This window comes from Mycobacterium sp. 1274761.0, assembly GCF_001668615.1.
GTDB lineage: Bacteria > Actinomycetota > Actinomycetes > Mycobacteriales > Mycobacteriaceae > Mycobacterium.
This window is the reverse complement of record NZ_LZMC01000057.1, coordinates 14,265-40,127: the sequence shown is the minus strand read 5'-3', so window position 1 is coordinate 40,127 and position 25,863 is coordinate 14,265. Positions and strand designations below refer to the sequence as shown.

Here is a 25,863-nt window from a genome sequence, read left to right as displayed (position 1 = left end):
ATGAACCGCCACATCCTGGTACTCGTCGAGAACCTGTCCGTGCCGTTCGACCGACGGGTGTGGCAGGAAAGCCGTGCTCTCGCGGATGCGGGCTATCGGGTGACCGTCATATGTCCGCAGGGAACCAACCAGGACACCGAGCGCGAAGTGACGATCGAGGGAGTCCACATTCTGCGCTACCCCTTGCGGGCAGCTGAAGGAGGGCCCTTCGGTTATCTGCGCGAGTATTCGGTGGCTCTGTGGCACTCCATACGACTTGCCTTAAGGGTGCGTCGCAACAGCCGCATCGACGTCGTCCACTCCTGCAATCCACCGGATCTGTTCTTCATCGTCGCTGTCGTCTTGCGACTCCTCGACGGGACGCGATCGGTCTTCGATCAGCACGATTTGGTGCCCGAACTGTTCCTGTCCAGGTTCTCGTCGGGCGGCAAGGTGCTGTACTGGTTGACGCGGTTGCTCGAGCGCCTGACCTTCTTCTGCGCCGATGCTGTGATCTCGACGAACGAAAGCTATCGGCGGGTAGCAATTGAACGCGGAAAGATTCCGCCCGATCGGGTGTCGGTGGTCAGGAGCGCACCGGATCTCACCCGGTTCATCCAGCGTGAACCCGATCCGGCGTTGCGGAATGGACAGCGGTATCTCGGGGCGTACCTCGGCGTGATGGGACCACAGGACGGCGTGGATTATGCGCTACGCGCCATCGCCAAGCTACGTCATGAGATCGGTCGGCAGGACACGCATTTCATTTTTATGGGGGCAGGTGATGCATTCACCGAGATGGTTGCCCTGGCCGAAGATCTCGGCATCTCCGACATCGTCGAGTTCACGGGTCGCGTGCCTGACGAGTTCGTCCAGCGCTGCCTCTCGACAGCGGATGTTTGCTTGTCGCCGGATCCCAAGAACCCGCTGAACGACGTGTCCACGATGAACAAGGTCGTCGAATACATGGCGATGGCACGGCCATTGGTTTCGTTCGATCTGGTCGAAGCACGGGTGTCGGCGGGCGAGGCCGCGGTATATGCGCCGGCCAACGACGAGGGGGCGTTCGCCGTCAAGATCGATGAGCTACTGGATGACCCGGAGGGCCGCGCCGAAATGGGACGGATCGGCCGTAAGCGAGTAGAGGACGAATTGTCCTGGGACACCTCACGACAGCACCTTCTTCGCTTCTACGACCGGCTATTGCCTCGCGGGGCGGGCCGTCGGGTGGCAAATATTGATTGATGTTGTTTACAGTGTTTACGATCGTATATTCGCACCTTTACGCGAATACAGTTACTGTAGTTGACGTTAGGTTCGCGCCAACCAGTTAGGGGTAGAGCCGATGGCATGGGCATTGTGTCCACCGCTGCTCGCGGCGGTCGTGGCAGCCACAGTCACAGGTTGCGCCCCCGCAGCCGCTCCCCCGCCGGCCAACGCGGCACCACCGGCCAGCCCCCCGTCGACTGAGCGCCCAACCTTCGTCGGTGACTACGAAACAGGCAACTTCGACCAGTGGCTCAACTGTCAGAACGTCGCGGCCGGAAGTGTGCCGTGCAATGAGATAGCGCCGACTTACAGCATGGATATCGAAACCCATGTGGTCCGGCAGGGCAGATTCGCCGCTCGCTTCGAGCTTCGCCAGGGCGACCATCCGCAAGGCATGTGCTGCAATGACCGTGCCGAGGTCAGCGGTGAAGCAGCGACTGGGGCCGACGAGGGCGATGACCGTTGGTACCAGTGGAGCTCGATGTTCGGCAATGACTTTCCGGCCGGCCAGGGCTGGAGCGTGGTGGCGCAATGGCACGCCAATGCCGACGGGTCACCGCCGGTGGCGTTCAATGCCGGGCCGACCAACGTGGGCGGCGATCGCTGGGGCATCGTTCTGTCTACGTGGAACGCTCCCGGCGATGCCGGGCCGACATTCACTCCGTGGAGTGCGCCTGTCACTCGCGGAGTGTGGAACGACATCAAAATGCACATCAAATGGTCCGCGCGGGACGACGTGGGGTTCATCGAGTTCTGGCTCAATGGCGCCCCGCAGAGGTTCACCGCGACGCCGTGCGCAGGCGAAACACGATGCAGCGTACGGACATTGATGCCCGGTGGTGGTGGTGCGTACTTCAAACAGGGCTACTACCGCGACTCCCACATAACGCCTACCGGCGCTGTGTATCACGATGGTTTCTCAGTGGCCGATACCGAAGACGGGCTGACCCCGCTCTAGACGGAGGACAGTTATGCACCCCGTATCCAGGACCAGATCGTTCGAACGCTCCAACGCCCTTCAATCACGGCTACACGATCTCATTCCTGGCGGCGCGCACACCTATGCCCGGGGCTCGGATCAGTACCCCGAGTACATGACCCCGATCTTGGTCCGCGGCAGGGGATGTCGCGTGTGGGACGCCGACGGCAACGAGTACATCGAGTACGGAATGGGGCTACGAGCGGTCACGCTGGGCCACGGATATCAGCCCGTAGTGGACGCGGTGCGCGCGGTCATCGGCGACGGGGTGAACTTCACCCGACCGACGACCCTCGAACTCGCTGCAGCAGAAGATTTTCTGGACCTCGTCCCGAGCGCGGACATGGTGAAGTTCGCCAAGAACGGATCCGACGTCACGACCGCTGCGATTCGATTGGCGCGCGCGGTGACCGGGCGGGTGAGGGTGGCCGCATGCCAGCAGCCCTTCTTCTCCACCGACGACTGGTTCATCGGAACCACCGACATGAACGCCGGCATACCAACGCCGAGCAGGGAAGCGACCGTCGGTTTCCGTTATAACGATCTCGACTCACTTGCAGCGGTCCTGGCCTCCGAGGACGTCGCCTGCGTGATCCTCGAAGCGGCCACCGCGAACGCAGAACCCGAACCCGGTTTCCTCGAAGGCGTGAGGACCCTGTGTGACCGGCACGGGGCGTTGTTGATCTTCGACGAGATGATCACCGGCTTTCGATGGTCGGCACGCGGCGCGCAATCGATCTATGGCGTGCAGCCGGATCTTTCGTGTTGGGGCAAGGCAATGGGTAACGGTTTTCCGTTGTCCGCGTTGACGGGCAAGCGTGAGTTCATGGAGCTCGGCGGACTGCAGACCGACCGCGAACGCGTGTTCCTCTTGTCGACGACGCACGGACCCGAGACCAGCTCGCTGGCCGCCTTCCGCGCGGTCACAGAGGCGTACGTCAACGATGAACCGATTCGTCGGATGGAACACGCGGGACGGCTCCTGGCAGAGGGAGTCCGAACTGCAGTCGAAGAAGAGGGCCTGACGGAGAACATACAACTGACGGGAAGGCCGGCTTGCCTAGCATTCGTAACACGTGACTGCGAAGGTTCTCCGTCACAGGCCTATCGCACGTTGTTCTTGCAGGAACTGCTCGACCGCGGGGTCCTGGGGCAGTCGTTCGTCACCTCGGCGGCACACACCGACCGTGACATCGAGTACACCGTCGAGGCCGTGCGCGCCGCGCTTCCCGTTTATCGTCGGGCCATCGAGCAAGGTGCTGTGGACGGGCTACTCCGCGGCCGTCCCGTAGCACCGGCCATCCGACGATTCTCAGCACCACGACGACTCGAGGTCAGCGCCGTCACCTCATGAACTGGCCGTCGACCGTCCACCGGCCGTCAAGTTCGGGCATGTGCTCCTGCAGTTCCGGCAGCAGGTCCGGAAGCGTCAGCAGCACCCGATCCGGTTCCGCCGCAACAAGTTCCTCCGGCGGGATGATCGGAATGTCGGTTCCGGGCATCCGCCTGCCCTGCTTTGCAGGCGAGGCATCCGCGACGGCGCTCAGCAGGTGCGAGCCGATCCTGGCCCGACTGAACAATGCCACCGCCCGCGACGCGGCGCCGTAGGCGTAAACCTCACGCCCGCGGCGGCGCTCGTGCTCGAGCCACTGCCGAAGTTCGCCGGCGTGACGATCGGCGCTGATCTGCAACCCGCCGACAACGGTGGGGTCGGTGATGTTCAGCGCATCCTCGGCCTCGAGGATGCGCCGCACCGATTCGTCGGGCTCCGCCTCGCCGTGGACGACGGCCAACAGCGCGGTCCCGCCGTAAAGATCGAACTCCCAGGCGGTCACCACCGACAACCCTACTTCCGCGAGTAACCGCGACAATGTGGTCAGCGAGTAATAGGCGAAATGCCCATGCCGCAGCGCATTCCACTGGCCTTGCTCGATGATCGTGACGATCGAGTGATACTGCAGTAGAAGCACTCCGCCCGGGGCGGTCACTGCTGCGCGTTGCTCGAACGCGGCCTTCTGATCCGGCTCATGCATGATGCCGAAACAATCCAGCACAACATCCGCCGGCGTATCAACCGTGGTGTATCCCCGCTGCGTCAACAAGGGCAGCCAACTGCCGCCGTGGGGACTGCCGAACTCCAGCACCGTCTTTCCTCGCAACCATCCGGCCTCCGCGACCCGAGCGATCGCGGACTCGGCCTGGTCCTTCAGCGCCTGCGGCTCGACACCACGCGGCTCATCGGCGACGGTGTCGTCGTCAGCAAGTTGGGCCAGACCGCACACGAGACAGACATCCATCGCCAGCTCGTGCACGGCCTCGTCGACTGTCACCGGATCGGTCGCCGGCGGAAAGTAATCGGCCGCAGGCACCCTCCCCAGATCGAGCACCCGGCTCAAATCTGTTTTGCCACATCCTCGACAGGCGGTCATGACACCATTACCCAATGCGTATCGAAACGACCTCGCTCGTCGACGTCCTGGTGTTGATTCCACAGCCCTTCCGTGACGATCGCGGTTTGTTCACCCGTACGTTCGACGCCGACCTCTTCGATGAGTATCTCGGCAATCCCGGAGTAGCTGCCTCGTTTGTCCAGGACTCCCAATCCCGTTCGCACCAAGGGGTGATTCGCGGCATGCATGGCCGCTCCGGACGCGGAGAGGCCAAGCTGGTGCGCTGCGCCCACGGTGCCGTGCACGATGTCCTCGTCGACATCCGGAGGAAATCGCCGACCTTCGGCCGACAGCAGGCATTCATACTGGACGACAACGCCTTTCGTCATCTCTACGTCCCCCCAGGTTTTCTCCATGGCTTCCAGGCGCTATCCGCCACCGCGGACGTGTGCTACCGGATCGATCGGCCGCATGATCCCGCCGAGGACCTAGCCGTCGCCTACCATGACCCAGACCTTGCGATCGCATGGCCGCTTCCGGTCACGGTGGTGTCGGAACGTGACGCGGGCGCCGGCAGCTGGGCTGAACTGTTCACGCATCTGTCGTAACCCTACGCATCGACGAATCCAGGATGCCGCTGTCGCGCAGGCTCTGCAGATGCGGCAGTCGCGTGAATTTCTTCGCGAAATCGTCGGAAGTCAGCCCCGCCCGGGAGTATTCGCGATACAACTCGGCTGCACCATCGGCAATGGACCACGCCGCTTCGAAACCCAGTGCATCACGAAACGCGGAGAAGTCCACGCGGTAGGACCGCGGATCGGGCCCGGACTCACCGGTGATCATCAGCTCAGAACCGGCTACCGCCTCGACCACGGCCTGTGCTATCTCGGCCACGGTGACGTTGTTCATCTCGGTTCCTACGTTGTAGGCACGGCAATGAACTTTGTCGATCGGCGCCTCGAGCGCGGTCAGAAACGCCGAGGCAATGTCACGCGCATGCACCAGTGGACGCCACGGTGTGCCGTCCGAAAGCACGAGGACGTTACCGGTGAGCACGGCGTGGGCGACCAGGTTGTTGAGCACGATGTCAGCGCGGAGCCGCGGGGAGAACCCGAATGCGGTCGCATTACGCAAAAAGACCGGGGAGAACGACGAATCGGCGATGTTTGCGACATCATCCTCCACTCGCACCTTGCTCTCCGCGTACGGCGTCAACGGCCGCAGCGGCGCGTCCTCGGTCACCAGGTTGTCACCGGCGGACCCGTATACCGAGCATGTTGAGGCATACAGGAAGCGGTTGACACCAGCGGATTTGGCTAGCTTCGCCAGTCGGACTGACGCGTGATGGTTGATGTCGTAGGTGATCTCCGGGGCAAGGGCGCCGAGCGGATCGTTCGACAGGGCAGCGAGGTGGATGACCGCGTCGAAGCCCGTCAATTGGTCAATCGTCACGTCGCGAAGATCGGTGCGGATCGCCGGTGGCTCCTGCGGTTCGTCGCCCAGCACACAATTTTCGAATAGGCCCGAATCCAACCCGGTGATGTTGTGTCCAGCGGCCTGCAGGATGGGCACCATCACGGTGCCGAGGTAGCCCTGGTGGCCTGTTACCAACACTCGCATCTGCTGTCCTTTCACGCTGTCCTGTCGGCGCCGGAGCAGCGCTCGAAGGTGATGCTGGCTTTCTCGAGAACGAAGCCTTCCGCGTGTCGGCTGCGGCACTGCACGCCACGCAGTCGCGAAAGACCGAGAAAGGCTTGTTCGTCGAACCAATCGTGAGCGATCTGCGACGGATAGTGCTTGAGCAGCAGACGCGCCTTTTCTTCGGCCACGTGGGTGTCGATGGGATGGAAAATGCTGGGCCGCACGGTATCCGTCTCCCACTTCAAGATTTCGTACCCGAGAATGAGGTGGTTGCGGAACTCGGTCGGCAGCAGCCGAGCCAGCAGCCGATGATCCTGATGCGCATCATCGCGCTGCGGACCGAACACGACCTGCGGATCGCAAGAGTTCCGGAAGTCGCTAAGCCGATCCTTGATCGAGTCCCAGTTCGCCGGCGCCCTACCGTCGCGAAAGCCGAGAACTGTCAGCGTCAGCTCAGCACCAGGACAGAACGCGAAAAGCGCGTCCTGCTCTTCCTCTTCACGTTCGGTGCCGCCTCCGGCGAGGACCAGGGCGTGCACCCGCAATCCGGGATTGACGGCGGCAAGTGTCATCAACGTGCCGCCCATGCCGATGGCGATGTCGTCGCAATGGGCGCCGACGACTGCTATTTCGTTGATCTTCCCTGCGGTGAGACTGATCATCGCAATGCCGCCGTCACAGACCGAAAGGCTTCGACCGACTCATAGATGCGAACGGTGTAAGGAGCCAACAGTCTGCGGTCTATCGCGCCGGATGGAAGCTCGAGCGTCCGCTCCGTCAGATACGGCACAGATGCAAGGAGGGCCAAGTTGTCGGTTCGATGCGCCGGGTCCTCGTCGGTCATCTGTTGGAAAATTACGATAATCGGCCGCGGATGCGCTTGGTAGGAGGCTGTCAGATTGGCGATTACCCTGCGCATCACACGTTCATGAAACGGATTGTTGAAGTGCACGATCAGTGGCTCGTCGGGGAATTCGAATGTCCCGGCATCACCGAGGACGGGTTCGATTGCGAGTCCATGCGCACGGGCCTTGTGCGCGTTGGCCAAAGCGATCGCGTGCAGCTCCTCAGCGAATTCGATACCGACCGCCCGCGCGAATCCGGCCTGCGCGGCGAATACGAGCACCCGACCTTTACCAGAACCCATGTCGATGAAGGTGAAATCGCAGCGGTTCTGCGGGAGGGCAGTCAGCCACCAGCGCGCCAGGCGAAGCGGCGTGCCGACATATACGAAACCGTCCGCAGCATCCCCGGCCTTGACGGTCAGCTCTGTCGGCTCCAACGTCCCTGCGGTGTCGATGTCGAATGTGCGGTCGAACCGGCGGACGTCCCGTGAGTTCACGCGCCATTGCCAGCGCACTAGCGATTGCACCCGCCGCGACGTTCTGCGGGCGAGCTTTGTGAGGGTCACGACACGCCACTCGTCTGACGATGACCACTGCCGGCCGCGCCGTCCCACACCATCCAGGGCCGGTCGCCGCTGTTGTACCGAGCGTCGAGCTCGGCACGTTCCTTAAAGGTGTCCGCGGGCTTCCAGAAACCGTCGTACTTGTAGCCGAACAGCCTTCCCTCACCGGCCAATGTGGCGCAGGCGTCCTCGACCAGGCAGCCACCTTCCGGTAGATAGTCGAAGACGGTCTGGGACAGGACGAAGAAGCCGCCGTTTTCCCATATCGGCAATTTCGAGACCGCGATGATGTCTTTGACCTCACCGGCTTCACTGGCCTCGACGCAGTGGAACGACGACTGGGGCGGAACGATCATCATCGATGCGGCGGCGCCGGACTGGTGGAACTTCTCGATGACGTCGTCCATCGGTGCATCGGTGAGGACGTCGGCGTAGTTCGCAAGGAAGTAGTCGTCGCCGTTTAGGTATGGGCGTACGCGCCTGAGGCGTTCACCGATCGCGGATGTCAGACCGGTGTCGACAAAGGTGATGGACCAGTCACTGATGTCTGAGTGCATCAGTTGTATCTCGCCGCCTCGCATTGTGAAATCATTCGAGGCGGCTTCTTGGTAGGTGAGAAAGTAGTTCTTGATATGTGAGGCGCCATATCCGAGGCAGAGGATGAACTCCTTGTGGCCGAAGTGCGCGTAGTAGCGCATGACATGCCAGATGAGCGGTCGCGGGCCGACCATCTGCATGGGCTTGGGAATGTCGTCGTCGACGCTGTTGCGCATCCGCATCCCGTAACCACCGCAAAACAGAACAACCTTCATGACTACCTCCTGTTGCTTTCAAGAGTCGGTTTGACCACGCGCAGCGTGGGCAGTGGAAAGACGAGCTGGCCACCCCATTCGGCGATGTAGGCGAGTTGCTCGGTCAATTCGGCTTCGAGGTTCCACGGCAGCACTACTACGACATCCGGTCGATCCGTTTCGATCTGGGCCGGCTCGTATATGGGGATCCGCGTTCCCGGCGTGAAGCGCCCGTGCTTGTAAGGATTGCGGTCGACGGTGTACGAGAGCAGATCACTGCGAATGCCGCAGTAGTTCAGCAGCGTGTTTCCCTTACCGGGTGCACCGTAGCCGACGACCCGCTTGTCTTCCGCGCGGCAGTCGAGCAAGAAGCGCAGCAGTGCGTGGCGGATGGCCTCGGTGCGCCGACGGAGTGTGAGATAGCCGCCGACGTGATGCAGTCCGGCCTCTCGTTCGATCCGCAGCGCCTCATCGACGCGCCCACTCGGCACTCCGGCTGCCTCATCGGGGCGGGCCCAGATCCTGATGCTTCCACCGTGAGTGGGCAGCAGCTCGACGTCGACCACAGTCAGTCCTGCCGTGGCGAGTGCCCGTGTCGCGGAAAGCACGGTGTAGTACTGGAAATGCTCGTGATAGATCGAGTCGAACTGGCCGAGGCCAACCAGGTTCAGCGCGTGGTGAACCTCGATGCTCAACCAGCCGTCGTCTGCGAGCAACGCACGAAGCGATCGGGTGAAGCCGAGCAGATCCGGAATATGGGCGTAGACGTTGTTGGCGACAACGAGGTCAGCTGGGCCGTGTGTCGCTCGAAGTGACGCTGCCAAGCCTTCGTTCAAGAATGCGGTCTCGGTGGGTACCCCACGCCGCCGCGCGGCCAAGCCGACATTGACCGAGGGTTCGATGCCCAAGCAGGGGATGCCCCTGTCGAGGGCGTGCTGCAGGAGGTACCCGTCGTTGCTCGCGACCTCGATCATGAACGAGTTGTTGTCGAGCGCAAGCCTTTCGGCCGTGTCCTCGACAAAGGTTCTCGCGTGCGCGACCCAGGTGTCGGAGTACGACGAGAAGTATGCGTATTCGGTGAATGTTTCCTCTGGTGTGATCAGTGCCGGAATCTGCAACAACAGGCAGTTCTCGCAGACCCGCAGGTGAAGCGGGTAGGTGAGCTCCGGATAGTCGAGTTCGTCTGCGGTGAGGAACTTCTCACACGGCGGGGTGGCACCCAGGTCCACCACACTGACCAGACGGATCGAATTGCACAGCCTGCAGCGCACTTGTCTTACCCCTTCGGTTTCGGTACTGGGCTGCGGTTGCCTCAGTACGCTCCTCGGCGCTCGACCACTGCGCGCAATGTCTTGGCGATGATCAGGATGTCGCCCACCATCGACCAGTTGTCGACATACGAAAGGTCAAGGCGCACCGACTTATCCCAGGGCAGGTCCGACCTTCCGCTCACCTGCCACAGGCCCGTCACGCCGGGCTTCACGAGGAGCCGTCGCTGGACGTCGTCGTCATAAGCCTCGACTTCGCGCCGGAGTGGCGGCCGAGGCCCGACCACGCTCATCTCCCGACGAAGCACATTGATGAACTGCGGGAGCTCGTCGACGCTGAACCGGCGCAGAACCCGGCCCACCGGAGTGACGCGGGGGTCGTTCTTCATCTTGAAGAGCAGGCCGTCAGATTCGTTGGCGGAGAGCAGGGTGGCCAACTCCCGATCGGCATCCTCGACCATCGTGCGGAACTTGAACATCATGAACGGCCTGCCGTCCATGCCGATGCGTTCCGCTCTGTAGAAGATCGGCCCCTTGCTTGTGATTTTGATCGCCAAGGCCGCAATCAATAGCAGCGGCAGGCTGGCTGTCAGCGCCGCCACCGCGAACGTGAAGTCGAACGCGCGTTTCTCGAACCGCTTCGCGCCATGGTATTGCGGCTTGTCGATGTAGAGAAGCGGCAGGCCAGCGATCGGTCGCATCACCAATCGCGAGCGCGCGACGTCCATCACTCCTGGCGATACGACGAGTTCGACGCCCATCGGTTCGAGCTCCCACATGAGCCGGCGAATCCCTGTGACGCCGAAGTGATCCGTCCCCGCGATCGCCACCTTGTCGACACCTCGACTGCGAATGGCTTCCAGCACATGACCTTCGCCGCCGATGACGGGGATCTGCCGATCGTTGATCGTGAGGTGCTCTTCACGCGGCGGTCCATAGCCGGGAATCGCGATCCCGACGACGCGGTATCCGTAATCCGGGCTGCTGGTCAGCTCGTCGGCGAGATTGACCACCGCGTTCCGGTCGCCGATCGCGAGCACCGTGGTCTGGCAGCTGCCCATCCTGCGCTGGCGAACCACGTATCCGCGCCATTGCCAACGGCTCAGGACGAGACCGACGATCCCGACCGGAAGCGCGACAGCGAGGTAGCCGCGCGAAACTTCGAGTTTCATCAGCAGTTCGGCGATGGCCACCGCGCCGAAGGTCCAGAAGGACGCCGCCACTACCCGCCGATATTCTTCGATGCCCGCGCCGATGTACTTGGGGGAGCGGGTGCGCATACCCGCCAGGGCGGCCAGCCAGATCGCGGCCAGAACCGCCGAGTAGACCGTTTCGTAGTGGCCTGCCGCGGCGGGGGTGCTGCCGAAGCGCACGTACTGCGCGAGCAGGACGGCGACGGCGACGACAGCAGTGTCGGTTATCCGCAACCAGTTTGTGTATCGCCGTACCCAATTCAGACGTCGAACGGGAGCCTCATTCGCCTCGACTGCGTGCGAGGCGACCACCGCGAGTTCTGCTCGATGTGACGCAAGGGCGTCATCCGGTGCTTCGATGAAAGCACGCTGGCCTTGCTGGATCACCATCGCTTACACCTGGTTAGAGAGTCGGCGGAGTCGACGAGGGGTACGCCGACTCCGCCGGCTATCGAAGCGCGCCATGAGCGGCAGGCGCGACGAGTTGACGGTGGCTTCCCGAAACGAATTCCTTGCCGTGGCACAGGCCCCCCTTTGCTTGAGAGTTCCGCAATGTCCGATTAACGATGTGCAAATTTCATCGGATTAGCTGATCGTGAGATTGCCCCGCCCGACGGTCCTTATGAAGAGGGAAGCTACCACCCGGACTTTCGCCCGGCAAGGCGAATCTAGCAAATTTGTTGTGCGTTTTATGGAGCGACCGCCGTTTCAGGCTTTCGTCCACCAAACCCTGACCACTGTGTTTACCGTTGTACCTGCTTTTTTCTGTTGGCATCAGTACGCAGGACACGGGCGGATTTTCGCCGGGTTACGCGTAGGTTATGTGCATCTATGTGCAGATTTAGCAATCTGCATAGGCAACGGAACTACCACCGAGGAGCTCGGTGGCCCTCTCGCTCGTCCGGAGACGCTTCGCCATCGCAGGGCCCGCTAGGGCAATGCCAGATGCCAGCAGGCACTGATGCTCACCTTCAAGGGTGATCGGACCCGAGGCCTGGTCTCGGCTGTCGACGCTCAAGACGAATTCGGCCAGCGTCACGGTCGAGGGCTTCATCCCGCATCTGGCGCGGCGCTGGACCGCGCGGGCGCTCGTCGGCCTACCCCGCTGCGCGGTATTCGAAGCCTACGAACCCGCATTCGCGGTCTAGAGATTGCCTTTCAGCCGAGGATGAGACCCGACGTCGGCACGCCGGTGCCCGCGGTGACCAACACGTGCTCGACGTCGGGCACCGGGTTGACCGACGTACCGCGTAGCTGTCGCACGCCCTCGGCGATTCCGTTCATGCCGTGGATGTATGCCTCACCGAGCTGACCGCCGTGGGTGTTGATGGGCAGCCTGCCGCCGACCTCGATCGCGCCGTCGGCGATGAAGTCCTTGGCCTCACCCTTTCCGCAGAACCCCAACTCCTCCAACTGAATCAGGGTGAACGGAGTGAAGTGGTCATACAGGACCGCGGTCTGGATGTCGGCCGGCGTCAGCCCGGACTGCTCCCACAACTGTCTGCCCACCAGACCCATCTCGGGCAGCCCCAACTCAGGCCGGTAGTAGCTGACCATCGAATATTGATCCGGGCTCGAGCCCTGCGACGCCGCCTCGATCACCGCAGGCCGGTGCTTGAGGTCGTTCGCCCGTTCCACTGACGTCACGACCAGCGCGACGCCCCCATCGGTCTCCTGGCAGCAGTCAAGCAGCCGCAGCGGCTCTGCGATCCATCGCGAATTCTGGTGATCGTCAAGAGTTATCGGCTTCTCGTAGAAATACGCCTTGGGGTTCTTGGCCGCGTGCTTGCGGTCGGCCACCGAGACGACTCCGAAGTCCTTGCTCGTCGCGCCTGACAGGTGCATGTAGCGCCTGGCGATCATCGCCACCTGCGCCGCGGGTGTGGACAGCCCGTGCGGGTAGGAGAACGAATTGTCCACGCCCGTGGAGTCGGCGTTTTCCACCAGCCGCATCTGCACCTGGCCGAACCGCTGACCCGAGCGTTCGTTGAACGCCCGGTACGCAACAACACAATCGGCGACCCCGGTCGCGACCGCGATCGCGGCCTGCTGAATGGTCGCGCATGCGGCGCCACCGCCGTGATGAATCTTCGAGAAGAACTTCAGCTCACCGATGCCGGTGGCGCGTGCGATCGCGACCTCGGTGTTGGAGTCCATCGTGAACGTGACCATGCCGTCCACGTCAGACGGCGTCAGACCCGCGTCCTCGAGCGCATCGAGCACCGCTTCAGAGGCCAGCCGCAGCTCGCTTCGGCCCGAGTTCTTCGAGAAGTCGGTGGCGCCGATTCCGACGATGGCTGCCTTGCCGCTCAACGGGCTGGGCATCAGACCCCTCCGATCGTCAACGTGGAGGTCGCAACGACATGATCGCCAAGGCTGTTGCTGCCAACGACTTTCACCGTAATCAGCCCGTCGGTGACGTCGGTGACCTCGCCTTTGAATGTCACCGTGTCGTAGGCATACCAGGGCACGCCGAGCCGCAACTTGATCGACTTGATGATCGCAGTCGGCCCCGCCCAGTCGGTGACGTAGCGCTGTACCAGGCCGGTGTCGGTGAGGATGTTGACGAAGATGTCCTTGGACCCCTTCGCCTGCGCCTTATCGCGGTCGTGGTGGACGTCCTGATAGTCCCGGGTGGCGATGGCCGTCGACACGATGAAGGTCGGATCGCCGTAGAGCGCGAGCTCTGGCAGCTTCGTGCCGACCTCGATGCTTGGTGCGCTCATGAGTCGGGCTCCCATGCGTATAGCGTCCACGCTGGGCCGTTGGGGCCCTCGGGGAAGTCGATATAGGTTGCGCGGACCGGCATTCCGATTTCCACCGTCGCCGGGTCCACGTTGCGCAGCTCGCCCAGCATCCGCACGCCCTCCTCCAGCTCGACGAGCGCGATGACGAACGGCAGCGTCCGCCCCGGCACCTTTGGTGCGTGATGCACGACGAAGCTGAAGACCGTGCCCTTGCCGCTGGCGACCTGGTAGTCGATCTCGGCTTCTTTTTCCTGCCACAACGCGGGCACCGGCGGGTGCTGCAAGCTGCCGTCAGCCCGCTTCTGGATGCGCAACTGGTGGGCGTTGACGCCGTCCCAGAAGAACTTGGTGTCTCGTGAGGATGCGGGCCGCATCATCGCGTCGGCGTCGAGATCCTCGGGAACCGTGGCCGATGCGCTGCCGCCGGAGTCTCGTGGAATGAACTTGAGGATGCGCCAATCCATTTCGGCGATATCCTCATCGCCGACCTGCCACGTGATCCGCTGACTGATGAAGTAACCCTCACCCAGAGCGGTCTGCTTCGGGCCCACGACGTCGGTCAGTTCGGCGACGACACTGACCTCTTCTCCCGGCCGCAGATACCGGTGGTAGGTCTGGTCGCAGTTGGTCGCGACGACGCCGACGTAACCTGCTTGGTCGAACAATTCCATGATCGGACCGATCGGGTCGTCTCCGGGGCGTTGGCCCCCGAGGCCCATCATCGTCCAGACCTGGATCATCGCCGGCGGGGCGACGATCCCCGGGTGACCCGCCGCCTGCGCGGCCCCCTCGTCGATGTAGATCGGGTTCGCGTCGCCGATTGCATCGACCCAGTGCCGGATCATTGGCTGGTTCACCGGGTCGCGGCCCGCCCGCGGCTTACTGGGCCCCGCCGCCTTGATGTCCGCGACGGTCTTGTGGATCTCCTCCGGTGTCACCGCTGCCCTCTGTCCCCTGCTCTTCGACCGTGGCCCCACTTCGCGCAAGCGCTCATCGCTGCCCTCTGTCCCCTGCTCTTCGACCGTGGCCCCACTTCGCGCAAGCGCTCATCGCGGCACCCGCGGGACCTTCAGGCCTGCGGCAGCGATCATTTCGCGCATCACCTCATTCACTCCGCCCCCGAATGTGATGACCAGGTTCCGCTTCGTCTGGCTGTCCAACCACTCGAGCAGTTCGGCCGTGTGCGGGTCAGCGGGGTTGCCGTGGGCTCCGACGATGTCCTCAGCCAGCCGTCCCGCGTACTGAATACGTTCGGTGCCAAACACTTTCGTCGCCGCGGCGTCTGCAACGTCGATGGTCTCGCCCGAGGCGGCCACCTGCCAGTTGAGCAGCTCGTTGATGCGCCACATCGCCCGCAGCTCACCGAGCGAACGCTTGACGTCGTCGTGGTCGAGCGGGATGGCCCCGCTGCTGCCCGGCGCCGAGGCCCACGCGTGGATGCGGTCATACAGCGACGCGAACCGGCCGGCCGGTCCAAGCATCACCCGCTCGTTGTTGAGCTGGGTGGTGATCAGCCGCCAGCCACCGTTTTCCTCGCCGACGAGCATGTCGGCGGGCACCCGCACATCGTTGTAGTACGTGGCGTTGGTGTGGTGTGCGCCGTCGGACAGGATCATCGGCGTCCACGAGTAGCCTGGGTCTTTGGTGTCCACGATGAGAATCGAGATGCCCTTGTGCTTGGCGGCTTCCGGATCGGTGCGGCAGGCCAGCCACACGTAGTCGGCGTCGTGGCCGCCGGTGGTGAACACCTTCTGGCCGTTGACGATGTACTCGTCGCCCTGGCGGACCGCCGTGGTGCGCAGCGACGCCAGATCAGTGCCGGCCTCGGGCTCGGTGTAGCCGATCGCGAAGTGAACCTCGCCCGCCAGGATGGCCGGTAGGAACTTCTTCTTCTGCGCGTCGCTGCCGTACACCTGCAGGGTCGGCCCGACCGTCTGCAGCGTGACGGCGGGAAGCGGCACATCGGCGCGGTGCGCCTCGTTGACGAAGATCGACTGCTCCACCGGTCCGTAGCCGAGGCCGCCGAACTCCTTCGGCCAGCCGACGCCGAGCTTGCCGTCGGAACCCATCCGCTTGATGACCGCCCGGTACGCCTTGCCGTGGCGGTCCGTCTCCATCTCCGCGGCTTCTTCCGGGGTGATGAGGTTCGAAAAGTACTCGCGCAGTTCCGCTTGCAGTTTCTTCTGCTCGGGCGTCAGCTCGATGTACATTACGCTCCCACCAGAGTCGAGGACCCGAGACGAGCCAGCCGCTGTGATGGACCACCCACCAGCCGGGTGAGGTCCTTGATCGTCGAGTAGTAGCGGTCCATCGGGTAAGCGATGTCCATGCCCATTCCGCCGTGCAGATGGTGGCAGAGCTGCATCACCGGCGGCGCCTGCGACGCGAGCCAGTAGCCCAGCACGTCGAGGTCCTCATCGGCGTCGAGCCCCTCGGTCAGCCGCCACGCCACCGAGTTGGCGGCCAAAGTCAGTGTGCGCGAAGCGATATACACCTCGGCCAGCTGCGCGGCGACGGTCTGGAACGTCGACAACGGCTTGCCAAACTGTTCGCGGTTGGCGACGTAATCGGCGGTCAGGCGCAGCGCGCCGGCGACAAGCCCGGCCGCGAACGAGCCGGTGGTCGCGAGCGCCAGCTGATTCACGCGCTTGGGCTGCGCGTCGGCAAGCACGTCATCGCCTGGCACCGCGACGTCGGAGAACGTCACCACGTACTCATCGGAGTGGTTGGCCGTCGGGGTCTTGGTGGCCGTGACACCGCCGGCCTTGGCGGACACCACGACGACGCCGGTATCGGCCGTCACGATAAGCCAGTCCGCTTGTCCCGCATACCCAACGCCGATTTTCGTGCCGTTGAGTGTGCCGTCCGACAGGGTCGCCGCCGGCTTGTCTGGCAGTGCGGCGCCCGGTTCGTTGACGGCCAGTGTCACGATCGAGCCCTTGGCAACGCTTGCGAGATAGCGGTCCTGCTGGGCCTCGGAGGCCAAGTCCAGAAGCACGACGGTGGCACCGATCACCGACAGCGCGGGGCCCGTCGTGCCGTGCCTGCCGATCTCGGTCAGCGCCGTCGACAACTCGGCCAGCCCGACACCGTCACCCCCGAGCCGCTCGGGTACACCTAGTGCCGTCACACCACCGGCGACCAGAGCGTCCCACGTGTTGTCGCGTTCGAGTACCGAGTTGACGACGTCGGCGACGGCCTGCTGCCCTTCGTCGGGAGTGAAATCCACCGAATCCTCCTACTGGCTGACCGGACACTTCTGCGCATTGGCGCCGGTGTAGTCAACCTGCCAGTGCTTGATGCCGTTCAACCACCCCGACTTGAGCCGCTCCGGCTCGCCGATGGGCTTGAGGTCGGGCATGTGGTCGGCGACGGCGTTGAAGATCAGGTTGATCGTCATCTTGGCGAGGTTGGCGCCTATGCAGTAGTGCGCGCCGGTGCCGCCGAACCCGACGTGCGGGTTCGGGTCGCGCAGGATGTTGAACGTGTGCGGCTCGTCGAAAACGTCTTCATCGAAATTCGCTGAGCGATAGGACATTACGACGCGCTGACCCTTCTTGATCTGCACGCCGCCCAATTCGACGTCCTCGAGCGCGGTGCGCTGGAACGCCGAGACGGGCGTCGCCCAGCGGACGATCTCGTCGGCGGCGGTTTCGGGGCGTCGCTTCTTGTACAGCTCCCACTGATCGGGGTTCCGCGAGAACGCGATCATGCCGTGTGTGATCGAGTTACGCGTGGTTTCGTTGCCGGCCACCGCCAGCATCACGACGAAGAAGCCGAATTCGTCGTCCGAGAGCTTCTCGCCCTCGATATCCGCCTCGATGAGCTTGGTGACGATGTCGTCGGTGGGGGTCTTGGCGCGGTCCTCGGCCATCTTCATCGCGTACTGGATCAGCTCGAACGACGAAACCGCGGGATCGATGTGGGCGTATTCCGGATCTTCACCGGCGGTCATCTCGTTGGACCACCGGAACAGCTTGTCGCGGTCCTCTTGGGGGACGCCGAGCAGCCCCGCGATCGCCTGCAGCGGCAGCTCGCAGGACACCTGCTCGACGAAGTCGCCGGATCCCTCGGCCGCGGCGGTTTCGGCGATCTTCTGCGCGCGTACCCGCAGCTCGTCCTCGATCCGCCCGATGGCCCGCGGGGTGAAACCGCGCGAGATGATCTTGCGCAGTCGAGTGTGCTGGGGTGCGTCCATGTTCAGCAGCACGCTGCGCTGCAAGTCGATGGCTTCTCGGGTCATGTCCTGCGGCCAGACCGGGATGGCGCCATCGGGCGAGCTGCCGAAGACGTCGTTGCGCTTTGACACCTCTTTGACGTCGGCGTGCTTGGTGACCAGCCAATAGCCTTTGTCACCGAACCCGCCGGTGCCCGCGGGCACGTCGACCCAGTGGATAGGCTCAGACTTGCGCAGCTCGGCGAGTTCCTCGACGGGCAGACGCTCGAGGTTCAGGCTCGCGTCGAGGAAGTCGAATTCGGGCGAAATGGGGCAACCCATGGAGAACTCCTTATTGCAACGTGTTCTAGTGCCAGTAAAACATGCCTTCTACGCAGATCAAAGGCTCGCCCCCAACGCAGCTTGTCAGAGTAATGAAACGTGTTCTAGCCTGGCGGAATGGGTAACCCTGTCATCGTTGAAGCCACCCGCAGCCCGATCGGCAAGCGCAACGGATGGTTGTCAGGCCTGCATCCGACCGAGCTTCTCGGCGCGGTGCAGAGGGCGGTAGTGGAGAAGGCGGGCATCGACCCCGCCGAAGTGGAGCAGGTCATCGGCGGCTGCGTGACTCAGTTCGCGCAGCAGTCCAACAACGTCAGCCGCGTGGCGTGGTTGGTCGCCGGCCTGCCGGAGCATGTCGGTGCCACCACCGTGGACTGCCAATGCGGCAGCGGCCAGCAGGCCAATCATCTGATCGCGGGCCTGATCGCCTCCGGTGCCATCGACGTCGGCGTCGCCTGCGGTATCGAGTCGATGAGCGTGATCGGGTTGGGCGCCAACGCCGGACCCGACCGCTCGGTGCTGCGGCCGTCGTCGTGGGACATCGACCTGCCCGATCAGTTCACCGCCGCCGAGCGGATTGCCAAGCGCCGCGGAATCACCCGCGAGGACATCGACCAGTGGGGATTCCAATCGCAGCTGCGGGCCAAGCAGGCCTGGGCCGAAGGTCGCTTCGACCGGGAGATCTCACCCGTCGAGGCGCCGGTGCTCGACGAGCAGAAGCAGCCGACGTCCGAGCGCGCGTTCGTCACGCGCGACCAGGGGCTGCGCGACACCACCCTGGAAGGGCTGGCGTCGCTGAAGCCGGTGTTGGACGGCGGTATCCACACCGCAGGTACGTCGTCGCAGATTTCCGACGGTGCCGCCGCGGTGCTGTGGATGGACGAGGACAAGGCCAAGGCGCTTGGGCTGCGGCCGCGGGCGCGGATCGTCAGCCAGGCGCTGGTGGGGGCCGAGCCGTACTACCACCTCGACGGCCCGGTGCAGTCGACGGCGAAGGTGCTGGAGAAGGCCGGGATGAAGATGGGCGACATCGACATCACCGAGATAAACGAGGCGTTCGCGTCGGTCGTGTTGTCGTGGGCGCGGGTGCACAACCCGGACATGGACAAGGTGAACGTCAACGGTGGCGCCATCGCGCTCGGCCATCCGGTCGGCAGCACCGGCAGCCGGTTGATCACCACCGCGCTTCATGAACTGGAGCGCACCGACAAGAGCACCGCGCTGGTGACGATGTGCGCGGGCGGTGCGCTGTCCACCGGCACCATCCTCGAGCGGATCTAGTGACCGAGACCCGGATCTTCACCGAAGCCGAGCGCATCGCGGCCGCGCAGGCCTACATCGACGCGCTGGTGAACCACGATGCCGGCGCGGTGCCGTTCGCACCGAATTGCACCCGCATCGAATTCGGCGTCAAGACCGGGTTTTCGGGAAACCACCTGCGGCGCAGCCTCAATGGTGGCCCGCAGTACCGTGTCATCGCATCCGCTTCGACCCCCGAGTTCACGGTGGACGGTGACACGGTGCGGGCGCGGTTCGACTTGACGACCCGCCCGTCGCTGGCCGGGCGCCGGGTCGGCGCGCACGTCGACGAGACCTTCGTGATCCCTGCCGCGGACGGCCAGATCCATCACATCCGGGCGGTCGTACGGCCGTTTCTGATGTCGTAGCTGCCACGCGATGACCGATTCCTACGATCTGCATTTCTACTTCGATCCCGTCTGCCCGTTCGCCTGGTTGACCAGCAAGTGGGTGCGAATCGTCGCGCAGCAGCGAAACTACCGGGTGGACTGGCGGTTCATCTCATTGCGAATCCTCAACGCGCACATCGACTACGAGACGCATTTCCCGCCGGAGTACGAAGCCGGGCATACCGCCGGGCTGCGGCTGCTGCGGGTCGCCGCACGTATCCGCGCCGCGCACGGGCGGGATGCTGTCGGGCCGCTGTACGAGGCGATCGGCACCCGGCTGTTCGACACGTCGCGCAAAGTGGATCCGCTGTCGGGTGCCGACCAAGGCGCGCGACGGGTGCTTGAACCGTTGCTCGTCGCGGCCGGGTTGCCGGTCGAGGTTGCCGACGCGCTGGACGACACGTCGCTCGACGACGAGATCCGCGCCGAGACCGAGGAGGCGCTCGCGCTCACCGGCCGTGATGTCGGCACCCCGATCCTGCATTTCAATCCGCCGGAGGGCACCGCGTTCTTCGGCCCGGTGATCAGCCGGCTGCCCAGCACCGAGGACGCCGTGCGGCTGTGGGATCACGTGGTCGGCCTCGCCGAATTCGGGGGCTTCGCCGAATTGAAACGGAGCCTGCGCGAGCGCCCGCAGCTCACCAGCTTCGGTGTCGACCCTGAATCCGTTGGCCAACAGGAAGATTGGCATGGAGGAAGCCGGCGTCTGAAAAAGTAGTTTGCGCTTCGTCAGGCGCCGAAAACCGGTACCGGCGGCCGCGCCTTGGCGAGCAGATCGTTGACCACGGGCCCCAGCTCGGTGGGATCCCAGCGGGCCCCCTTGTCGATCTCGGGGCCGTGTGACCACCCCTCCGCGACGCGGATAATGCCGCCTTCGACCTCAAACATCCGGCCGGTGACATCGCGCGACTCGACGCTGCCAAGCCACACCACCAGCGGTGAAATATTCTCTGGCGCCATCGAATCGAAGTCCTTGTCCTGCGTCGACATCATGTCGGCGAAGACGGTCTCGGTCATGCGGGTGCGCGCCGAGGGAGCGATGGCGTTGACGGTGACGCCGTAACGAGCCATCTCCGCGGCACCGACCAGTGTCATGGCCGCAATGCCTGCCTTGGCCGCGCTGTAGTTCGCCTGACCGACACTGCCCTGCAGGCCGGCTCCCGAGCTGGTGTTGATGATGCGGGCGTCGGGGGTACTACCGGCCTTGGACTGTGCGCGCCAGTATGCCGCCGCGTGCCGCATCGTCGCGAAGTGTCCTTTGAGGTGCACCGCGATGACCGCGTCGAATTCCTCTTCGCTGGTGTTGGCGAACATCCGGTCGCGCACGATGCCGGCGTTGTTGACCAGCACGTCGAGGCCGCCGAAACTGTCGACCGCCGTCTGGATGAGGCCTTCGGCCTGTGCCCAGTCAGCGACGTTGGCACCGCTGGCCACGGCTTCCCCTCCAGCGGAGGTGATTTCGTCGACGACGCCTTGTGCGGCGCTGCCGCCGCTGGCCGGGGAACCGTCAAGACCGACTCCGATATCGTTCACCACGACTCGCGCCCCTTCGGCGGCGAACGCCAGCGCATGCGCGCGTCCGATGCCGCCACCGGCGCCCGTCACGATGACCACGCGGCCGTCGAGCAGTCCCATATCCGTTGTCTCCTTGTTTATTTGAAGTTCATTTGAGGTTGGCGGTTGTGGTTCCCAGGTAATGTGGCGGCTCGCCGCCGCCGTGCACTTCGAGCGACGCGCCGCTGATATAGGACGCCGCGTCGGAGGCCAGGAACGCCGCGGCCCAACCGACGTCGGCCGGCGTCGCGAGCCTGCCGAGCGGGACGTTGCGAGAGATGGCCGCGATGGAATCGGCGTCGCCGTAGAACAATTCGGATTGTTCGGTCTCCACCATGCCGACCACGACGGAGTTCACCCGCACCTTCGGCGCCCATTCGACGGCCAGCGTGCTGGTGACGCTCTCCAGTCCGGCCTTCGCCGCGCCGTAAGCCACCGTGCCCGGTGTCGGCCGCCTGCCGCTGACGCTGGCGATGTTCACGATGGACCCGCCGCGCGCTTGGTTCTGCATGACGGCGTTCGCGTGCGTCGAAACCGAGAGCGGCCCAAGGAGGTTGAGTTCCACGATCTTGCTGCTGAATTTCGCCGATGCGTCGGCAGCCAGTACATACGGCGATCCGCCGGCGTTGTTGACCACCACGTCCAGAGCCCCGTGCGTGGCGACGATCTTCTCCACGAGCGCCTTCACCGAGTCGTCGTCGCGGACGTCACACGGGTGGAACTCATAGGGCGATCCGTCGACCGGTCGTCGCGCGCACGTCACCACGGTTGCCCCCTGGGCGGCGAAGACGGCGCTGATGCCAGCCCCGACCCCTCGCACGCCGCCCGTCACGAGCACGACTCGACCGGTCAATTGCAGGTTGATGCCTTTCAAACCAGCACTGTCAGCGGCGTCGGTCACTGTGCTAGCGTACCAAGCAAGTGCTTGCTTAGGTAGCCGACCCCTGCAGGAGCCTCCATGACGATCACCACTAAAACGGTGGAGCCGGGCATCGCCTCGGTCACCGTCGACTACCCGCCCGTCAACGCGATCCCGTCCCGCGGTTGGTTCGAGCTCGCCGACGCGATCACCGCCGCCGGCCGTGACCAGTCCACCCACGTCGTGATCCTGCGTGCCGAGGGCCGCGGGTTCAACGCCGGCGTCGACATCAAAGAGATGCAAAATACCGAGGGTTTCACCGCGCTGATCGACGCCAACCGCGGTTGCTTCGAGGCGTTCCGCGCGGTGTACGAGTGTGCGGTCCCGGTCGTGGCCGCAGTCAACGGATTCTGTGTGGGCGGCGGCATCGGGCTGGTGGGCAACGCCGACGTGATCGTCGCCTCCGACGACGCGACCTTCGGCCTGCCCGAGGTGGAACGCGGTGCGCTCGGTGCGGCCACCCACCTGTCACGGCTAGTGCCGCAACACATGATGCGGCGGCTGTTCTTTACCGCCGCCACCGTCGACGCCGCGACCCTGCACCGTTTCGGGTCGGTGCACGAGGTGGTGCCGCGAGCGGAGCTCGACGAGTCGGCGCTGCGCGTCGCGCGGGATATCGCGTCGAAGGATACCCGGGTGATACGGGCGGCCAAGGAGGCCTTGAACTTCATCGACGTGCAGAAGGTCAACTCCAGCTACCGGATGGAGCAGGGCTTCACATTCGAGCTCAACCTCTCCGGGGTGTCCGACGAGCATCGCGACGCGTTCGCCGGAACGGACAAAGGGGATCGATGACAGACAAGAGAACGACTCCCGACGAGGCTGTCGCCGCCATCGAGAGCGGTATGACCATCGGCATCGGCGGCTGGGGGTCGCGACGCAAACCGATGGCGTTCGTGCGAGCGCTGCTGCGCAGCGATGTCACCGACCTGACCGTGGTGACCTACGGCGGCCCGGACATCGGACTGCTGTGCTCGGCGGGCAAGGTCAAGCGGGTCTACTACGGCTTCGTATCGCTTGATTCGCCGCCGTTCTACGACCCCTGGTTCGCCAAGGCGCGCACCAGCGGTTCGATCGAATCGCGCGAGATGGACGAAGGCATGCTGCGGTGCGGCTTGCAGGCTGCGGCGCAACGGCTTCCGTTTCTGCCGATCCGCGCCGGTCTCGGCAGCGATGTGCGCGCGTTCTGGGGTGACGAACTCAAGACCGTGACATCGCCATACCCCACCGAGGGCGGCCATGAGGAACTCATCGCGATGCCCGCACTGAACCTCGACGCGGCATTCGTCCACATGAACATCGGCGACGAGCGCGGCAACGCGGCCTATACCGGCATCGATCCGTACTTCGATGACCTCTATCTGATGGCCGCGCAGCGGCGGTTCCTCTCGGTCGAGCGAGTGGTGCCAACGGAGGAGCTGGTGAAATCCGTTCCACCGCAGGCGTTGTTGATCAACCGGATGATGGTGGACAGTGTCGTCGAGGCCCCGGGCGGTGCCCACTTCACCACCGCCGAGCCCGACTACAAGCGCGACGAGAAATTCCAGCGCCACTATGCCGAGGCGGCCGGCTCAGACGAGACCTGGGCCGAGTTCGTCAAGACGTATCTGTCCGGTAGCGAGGCGGACTACCAAGCAGCCGTGCGCAAGTTTGCCGCGGACGCGAGGAGCGCAAAGTCTGGAGAGCAGCAATGATCTCGGTTTCCCGCGCAGAGGTCTGCGCCGTCGCCTGCGCCGAATTGTTCCGGGACGCAGGCGAAATCATGGTCAGCCCGATGGCCAACATGGTGTCGATCGGTGCCCGGCTGGCACGCCTGACGTTCTCCCCCGACATCCTGCTCACCGACGGCGAGGCCCGACTGCTGGCCGACACGCCCGCCCTCGGTGCGGCCGGCGCCATCGAGGGCTGGATGCCGTTCGGGCGCGTGTTCGAAACCCTGGCGTGGGGACGCCGCCACGTCGTGATGGGGGCCAACCAGATCGATCGCTTCGGCAACCAGAATCTCTCGGCGTTCGGGCCGCTGCAGCATCCGACGCGGCAGATGTTCGGTGTGCGGGGCGCCCCAGGCAACTCCATCAACCACGCCACCAGCTACTGGGTGGGCAATCACTCCAAGCGGGTGTTCTGCGCTCATGTCGACGTGGTCTCCGGAATCGGCTGGGACAAGGTCGATCCCGGCAATCCGGCCTACCGGTTCGTCGACGTCTACCGGGTGGTGTCGAACCTCGGCGTCTTCGACTTCAACGGCCCCGACCACACTATGCGGGCGGTGTCGCTGCACCCCGGCATTGAAGCCGAGCAGGTCCGGGAGAACACCTCCTTCGATGTGCACGGCCTCGACGAGGCGCCGGAGACCCGGCTTCCCACCGACGACGAAGTCAAGCTGCTTCGTGAGGTGATCGACCCCAAGTCATTGCGGGACAGAGAGATTCGATCATGAGCCGGCTGCGGACCCCGCTCACCGAATTGGTCGGTATCGAGCATCCGGTGGTCCAGACCGGCATGGGCTGGGTGGCCGGCGCGCGGCTGGTGGCGGCGACCTCGAACGCCGGCGGCCTCGGCATTCTCGCCTCGGCGACGATGACGCTGGACGAGCTGCAGACCGCGGTCACAAAGGTGAAGGCCGCGACGGACAAACCGTTCGGCATCAACATCCGCGCCGACGCGGGTGATGCGAATGAGCGCATCGACCTGCTGATCCGCGAAGGGGTCAAGGTAGCTTCGTTTGCCCTGGCACCGAAGCCCGACCTGATCGCCAAGCTCAAAGACGCGGGCGTCGTGGTGATCCCGTCGGTGGGACTGGCCAAGCACGCCAAGAAGGTGGCCGGCTGGGGCGCCGACGCGGTGATCGTTCAGGGCGGCGAGGGCGGTGGGCACACCGGGCCGATCGCCACCACGTTGCTGCTGCCGTCGGTACTGGACGCGTTGAAAGACACCGACATACCCGTGGTCGCCGCCGGTGGATTCTTCGACGGCCGAGGGCTGGCCGCCGCCCTGTCCTACGGCGCTGCGGGGGTCGCGATGGGTACACGCTTCCTGCTGACCTCCGATTCGACGGTGCCCGACGCCGTCAAGCAGCGGTACCTGCAGGCGGGACTCGACGGCACGGTGGTCTCCACCCGGGTCGACGGCATGCCCCATCGCGTGCTGCGCACCGGGCTGGTGGAAAAGCTCGAGAGCGGTTCGCGGGTGCGTGGCTTCACTGCGGCGGTCCGCAACGCCCAGAAGTTCAAGAAGATGTCCGGCATGACGTGGCGATCGATGATCAGCGACGGGTTGGAGATGCGCCATGGCAAGGAGCTCACCTGGTCGCAGGTGGTGATGGCGGCCAATACTCCGATGTTGCTCAAAGCCGGACTGGTCGAGGGCAACACCGATGCCGGCGTGCTGGCGTCAGGTCAGGCGGCCGGCATCCTCGATGACCTGCCGTCCTGCGCCGAGTTGATCGAGCGGATCGTCACCGACGCGGTCAAACACCTGCAGGCCGCCGCAGCCCTCATCGATTAAGTTAATAGCTTTATCTTGTAAAACTGAAGCTA

Annotated in this window: 27 protein-coding genes; 12 read left to right on the top strand and 15 right to left on the bottom strand. The window is 64.2% G+C overall.

Going from position 1 to position 25,863, the window contains the following annotated elements; all coding sequences use genetic code 11:
* The 3 genes from A5651_RS10785 (at window position 1) to A5651_RS10775 (ending at window position 3,581) form a co-directional block, all read left to right on the top strand.
* Window positions 1-1,224, top strand: coding sequence for a glycosyltransferase family 4 protein (locus A5651_RS10785; protein WP_066979527.1), 1,224 nt, complete (start codon window positions 1-3; stop codon window positions 1,222-1,224).
* A gap of 100 nt (window positions 1,225-1,324) precedes the next feature.
* Window positions 1,325-2,206, top strand: a complete 882-nt coding sequence (locus A5651_RS10780; protein WP_066979524.1) for a polysaccharide lyase — start codon at window positions 1,325-1,327, stop codon at window positions 2,204-2,206.
* A 13-nt stretch (window positions 2,207-2,219) separates the two neighbouring features.
* Window positions 2,220-3,581, top strand: a complete 1,362-nt coding sequence (locus A5651_RS10775) for a glutamate-1-semialdehyde 2,1-aminomutase (RefSeq protein WP_066979520.1) — start codon at window positions 2,220-2,222, stop codon at window positions 3,579-3,581.
* Here the strand turns inward: A5651_RS10775 and A5651_RS10770 are convergent.
* A complete protein-coding gene (locus A5651_RS10770) occupies window positions 3,571-4,656 on the bottom strand; it encodes a methyltransferase domain-containing protein (protein WP_066979517.1) in 1,086 nt (361 codons plus the stop codon). The two genes, A5651_RS10775 and A5651_RS10770, sit on opposite strands and share 11 nt — an antisense overlap.
* Before the next feature lie 14 nt (window positions 4,657-4,670).
* On the opposite strand from A5651_RS10770, the gene rfbC reads away from it, so the two are divergent.
* Entirely contained in the window at window positions 4,671-5,225 is a 555-nt protein-coding gene (gene rfbC, locus A5651_RS10765; RefSeq protein ID WP_066979512.1) for a dTDP-4-dehydrorhamnose 3,5-epimerase, read from the top strand.
* On the opposite strand, the gene A5651_RS10760 is transcribed toward rfbC, so the two are convergent.
* Genes A5651_RS10760 through A5651_RS10735 form a run of 6 tightly spaced genes read right to left on the bottom strand, consistent with a single transcriptional unit; the run spans window position 5,209 to window position 11,308 of the window.
* On the bottom strand, window positions 5,209-6,237 hold the full coding sequence (locus A5651_RS10760; RefSeq protein ID WP_066979950.1) for an NAD(P)-dependent oxidoreductase: 1,029 nt from the start codon (window positions 6,235-6,237) through the stop codon (window positions 5,209-5,211). The two genes, rfbC and A5651_RS10760, sit on opposite strands and share 17 nt — an antisense overlap.
* A gap of 11 nt (window positions 6,238-6,248) precedes the next feature.
* A complete protein-coding gene (locus tag A5651_RS10755) occupies window positions 6,249-6,920 on the bottom strand; it encodes a PIG-L deacetylase family protein (protein WP_066979506.1) in 672 nt (223 codons plus the stop codon).
* Window positions 6,917-7,618 (bottom strand): class I SAM-dependent methyltransferase, encoded by a 702-nt coding sequence (locus A5651_RS10750; RefSeq protein WP_066979502.1) that lies wholly within the window; start codon window positions 7,616-7,618, stop codon window positions 6,917-6,919. The genes A5651_RS10755 and A5651_RS10750 overlap by 4 nt, the downstream gene beginning before the upstream one ends.
* A 47-nt stretch (window positions 7,619-7,665) precedes the next feature.
* Window positions 7,666-8,478, bottom strand: a complete 813-nt coding sequence (locus A5651_RS10745; RefSeq protein WP_066979498.1) for a glucose-1-phosphate cytidylyltransferase — start codon at window positions 8,476-8,478, stop codon at window positions 7,666-7,668.
* Window positions 8,479-8,480: 2 nt separating this feature from the next.
* The gene (locus tag A5651_RS10740) at window positions 8,481-9,728 is read right to left on the bottom strand and encodes a class I SAM-dependent methyltransferase (protein ID WP_066979495.1); all 1,248 of its coding nucleotides are present in this window, start codon (window positions 9,726-9,728) and stop codon (window positions 8,481-8,483) included.
* 41 nt (window positions 9,729-9,769) lie between these two features.
* Window positions 9,770-11,308 (bottom strand): sugar transferase, encoded by a 1,539-nt coding sequence (locus A5651_RS10735; RefSeq protein ID WP_066979492.1) that lies wholly within the window; start codon window positions 11,306-11,308, stop codon window positions 9,770-9,772.
* A gap of 587 nt (window positions 11,309-11,895) precedes the next feature.
* Here A5651_RS10735 and A5651_RS25335 point away from each other — a divergent pair.
* Window positions 11,896-12,066 (top strand): hypothetical protein, encoded by a 171-nt coding sequence (locus tag A5651_RS25335; protein ID WP_156662817.1) that lies wholly within the window; start codon window positions 11,896-11,898, stop codon window positions 12,064-12,066.
* A 10-nt stretch (window positions 12,067-12,076) separates the two neighbouring features.
* On the opposite strand, the gene A5651_RS10730 is transcribed toward A5651_RS25335, so the two are convergent.
* From A5651_RS10730 to A5651_RS10705, 6 genes are all read right to left on the bottom strand, one after another.
* Window positions 12,077-13,243 (bottom strand): lipid-transfer protein, encoded by a 1,167-nt coding sequence (locus A5651_RS10730; protein ID WP_066979488.1) that lies wholly within the window; start codon window positions 13,241-13,243, stop codon window positions 12,077-12,079.
* Window positions 13,243-13,644, bottom strand: coding sequence for a MaoC family dehydratase (locus tag A5651_RS10725; RefSeq protein ID WP_066979484.1), 402 nt, complete (start codon window positions 13,642-13,644; stop codon window positions 13,243-13,245). The genes A5651_RS10730 and A5651_RS10725 overlap by 1 nt, the downstream gene beginning before the upstream one ends.
* A complete protein-coding gene (locus tag A5651_RS10720) occupies window positions 13,641-14,603 on the bottom strand; it encodes a bifunctional MaoC family dehydratase N-terminal/OB-fold nucleic acid binding domain-containing protein (RefSeq protein WP_066979481.1) in 963 nt (320 codons plus the stop codon). Before A5651_RS10720 ends, A5651_RS10725 begins: the two co-directional genes overlap by 4 nt.
* A 108-nt stretch (window positions 14,604-14,711) precedes the next feature.
* Window positions 14,712-15,875 carry an acyl-CoA dehydrogenase FadE29 gene (gene fadE29, locus A5651_RS10715; protein ID WP_066979478.1) on the bottom strand — a complete coding sequence of 388 codons (1,164 nt, stop codon included), beginning with the start codon at window positions 15,873-15,875 and terminating at the stop codon, window positions 14,712-14,714.
* On the bottom strand, window positions 15,875-16,894 hold the full coding sequence (locus A5651_RS10710; protein WP_066979475.1) for an acyl-CoA dehydrogenase family protein: 1,020 nt from the start codon (window positions 16,892-16,894) through the stop codon (window positions 15,875-15,877). Before A5651_RS10710 ends, fadE29 begins: the two co-directional genes overlap by 1 nt.
* Window positions 16,895-16,903: 9 nt before the next feature.
* Window positions 16,904-18,163: a cytochrome P450 gene (locus A5651_RS10705; RefSeq protein WP_066979471.1), complete on the bottom strand. Its 1,260-nt coding sequence runs from the start codon at window positions 18,161-18,163 to the stop codon at window positions 16,904-16,906.
* 117 nt (window positions 18,164-18,280) lie between these two features.
* Between A5651_RS10705 and A5651_RS10700 the strand changes: the two genes are divergently transcribed.
* The 3 genes from A5651_RS10700 to A5651_RS10690 are packed head-to-tail and all read left to right on the top strand — an operon-like array spanning window position 18,281 to window position 20,569.
* Entirely contained in the window at window positions 18,281-19,444 is a 1,164-nt protein-coding gene (locus A5651_RS10700; RefSeq protein WP_066979468.1) for a steroid 3-ketoacyl-CoA thiolase, read from the top strand.
* Entirely contained in the window at window positions 19,444-19,830 is a 387-nt protein-coding gene (locus tag A5651_RS10695; RefSeq protein ID WP_369803934.1) for a hypothetical protein, read from the top strand. Before A5651_RS10700 ends, A5651_RS10695 begins: the two co-directional genes overlap by 1 nt.
* Window positions 19,831-19,840: 10 nt before the next feature.
* Window positions 19,841-20,569, top strand: a complete 729-nt coding sequence (locus A5651_RS10690; protein ID WP_066979465.1) for a hypothetical protein — start codon at window positions 19,841-19,843, stop codon at window positions 20,567-20,569.
* Between the two features lie 11 nt (window positions 20,570-20,580).
* On the opposite strand, the gene A5651_RS10685 is transcribed toward A5651_RS10690, so the two are convergent.
* Window positions 20,581-21,486 (bottom strand): SDR family oxidoreductase, encoded by a 906-nt coding sequence (locus tag A5651_RS10685; RefSeq protein WP_066979462.1) that lies wholly within the window; start codon window positions 21,484-21,486, stop codon window positions 20,581-20,583.
* A 28-nt stretch (window positions 21,487-21,514) separates the two neighbouring features.
* Window positions 21,515-22,306 (bottom strand): SDR family oxidoreductase, encoded by a 792-nt coding sequence (locus A5651_RS10680; RefSeq protein ID WP_066979459.1) that lies wholly within the window; start codon window positions 22,304-22,306, stop codon window positions 21,515-21,517.
* Between the two features lie 57 nt (window positions 22,307-22,363).
* On the opposite strand from A5651_RS10680, the gene echA20 reads away from it, so the two are divergent.
* Genes echA20 through ipdC form a run of 4 tightly spaced genes read left to right on the top strand, consistent with a single transcriptional unit; the run spans window position 22,364 to window position 25,831 of the window.
* A complete protein-coding gene (gene echA20, locus A5651_RS10675) occupies window positions 22,364-23,119 on the top strand; it encodes a (7aS)-7a-methyl-1,5-dioxo-2,3,5,6,7,7a-hexahydro-1H-indene-carboxyl-CoA hydrolase (RefSeq protein ID WP_066979456.1) in 756 nt (251 codons plus the stop codon).
* On the top strand, window positions 23,116-24,018 hold the full coding sequence (gene ipdA / locus A5651_RS10670; RefSeq protein ID WP_066979454.1) for a cholesterol ring-cleaving hydrolase subunit IpdA: 903 nt from the start codon (window positions 23,116-23,118) through the stop codon (window positions 24,016-24,018). The genes echA20 and ipdA overlap by 4 nt, the downstream gene beginning before the upstream one ends.
* Complete coding sequence (gene ipdB / locus A5651_RS10665) at window positions 24,015-24,764, top strand: cholesterol ring-cleaving hydrolase subunit IpdB (protein ID WP_066979451.1); 750 nt, start codon at window positions 24,015-24,017, stop codon at window positions 24,762-24,764. Before ipdA ends, ipdB begins: the two co-directional genes overlap by 4 nt.
* Window positions 24,761-25,831: a (3aS,4S,5R,7aS)-5-hydroxy-7a-methyl-1-oxo-octahydro-1H-indene-4-carboxyl-CoA dehydrogenase gene (ipdC, locus tag A5651_RS10660; protein WP_066979447.1), complete on the top strand. Its 1,071-nt coding sequence runs from the start codon at window positions 24,761-24,763 to the stop codon at window positions 25,829-25,831. Before ipdB ends, ipdC begins: the two co-directional genes overlap by 4 nt.
* Window positions 25,832-25,863 lie beyond the last annotated feature (32 nt).

What these genes read in the sequence shown, in the direction of transcription:
- A5651_RS10780 (WP_066979524.1), top strand. Translation starts at nt 1,325, where the DNA reads ATGGCATGGGCATTGTGTCCACCGCTGCTCGCGGCGGTCGTGGCAGCC.
- A5651_RS10745 (WP_066979498.1), bottom strand. Translation starts at nt 8,478, where the DNA reads ATGAAGGTTGTTCTGTTTTGCGGTGGTTACGGGATGCGGATGCGCAAC.
- A5651_RS10730 (WP_066979488.1), bottom strand. Translation starts at nt 13,243, where the DNA reads ATGCCCAGCCCGTTGAGCGGCAAGGCAGCCATCGTCGGAATCGGCGCC.
- A5651_RS10760 (WP_066979950.1), bottom strand. Translation starts at nt 6,237, where the DNA reads ATGCGAGTGTTGGTAACAGGCCACCAGGGCTACCTCGGCACCGTGATG.
- A5651_RS10685 (WP_066979462.1), bottom strand. Translation starts at nt 21,486, where the DNA reads ATGGGACTGCTCGACGGCCGCGTGGTCATCGTGACGGGCGCCGGTGGC.
- rfbC (WP_066979512.1), top strand. Translation starts at nt 4,671, where the DNA reads ATGCGTATCGAAACGACCTCGCTCGTCGACGTCCTGGTGTTGATTCCA.
- ipdB (WP_066979451.1), top strand. Translation starts at nt 24,015, where the DNA reads ATGATCTCGGTTTCCCGCGCAGAGGTCTGCGCCGTCGCCTGCGCCGAA.
- A5651_RS10725 (WP_066979484.1), bottom strand. Translation starts at nt 13,644, where the DNA reads ATGAGCGCACCAAGCATCGAGGTCGGCACGAAGCTGCCAGAGCTCGCG.
- A5651_RS10755 (WP_066979506.1), bottom strand. Translation starts at nt 6,920, where the DNA reads ATGATCAGTCTCACCGCAGGGAAGATCAACGAAATAGCAGTCGTCGGC.
- ipdA (WP_066979454.1), top strand. Translation starts at nt 23,116, where the DNA reads ATGACAGACAAGAGAACGACTCCCGACGAGGCTGTCGCCGCCATCGAG.
- A5651_RS10770 (WP_066979517.1), bottom strand. Translation starts at nt 4,656, where the DNA reads ATGACCGCCTGTCGAGGATGTGGCAAAACAGATTTGAGCCGGGTGCTC.
- A5651_RS10775 (WP_066979520.1), top strand. Translation starts at nt 2,220, where the DNA reads ATGCACCCCGTATCCAGGACCAGATCGTTCGAACGCTCCAACGCCCTT.
- A5651_RS10735 (WP_066979492.1), bottom strand. Translation starts at nt 11,308, where the DNA reads ATGGTGATCCAGCAAGGCCAGCGTGCTTTCATCGAAGCACCGGATGAC.
- A5651_RS10690 (WP_066979465.1), top strand. Translation starts at nt 19,841, where the DNA reads ATGACCGATTCCTACGATCTGCATTTCTACTTCGATCCCGTCTGCCCG.
- A5651_RS10705 (WP_066979471.1), bottom strand. Translation starts at nt 18,163, where the DNA reads ATGGGTTGCCCCATTTCGCCCGAATTCGACTTCCTCGACGCGAGCCTG.
- A5651_RS10785 (WP_066979527.1), top strand. Translation starts at nt 1, where the DNA reads ATGAACCGCCACATCCTGGTACTCGTCGAGAACCTGTCCGTGCCGTTC.
- fadE29 (WP_066979478.1), bottom strand. Translation starts at nt 15,875, where the DNA reads ATGTACATCGAGCTGACGCCCGAGCAGAAGAAACTGCAAGCGGAACTG.
- A5651_RS10700 (WP_066979468.1), top strand. Translation starts at nt 18,281, where the DNA reads ATGGGTAACCCTGTCATCGTTGAAGCCACCCGCAGCCCGATCGGCAAG.
- ipdC (WP_066979447.1), top strand. Translation starts at nt 24,761, where the DNA reads ATGAGCCGGCTGCGGACCCCGCTCACCGAATTGGTCGGTATCGAGCAT.
- echA20 (WP_066979456.1), top strand. Translation starts at nt 22,364, where the DNA reads ATGACGATCACCACTAAAACGGTGGAGCCGGGCATCGCCTCGGTCACC.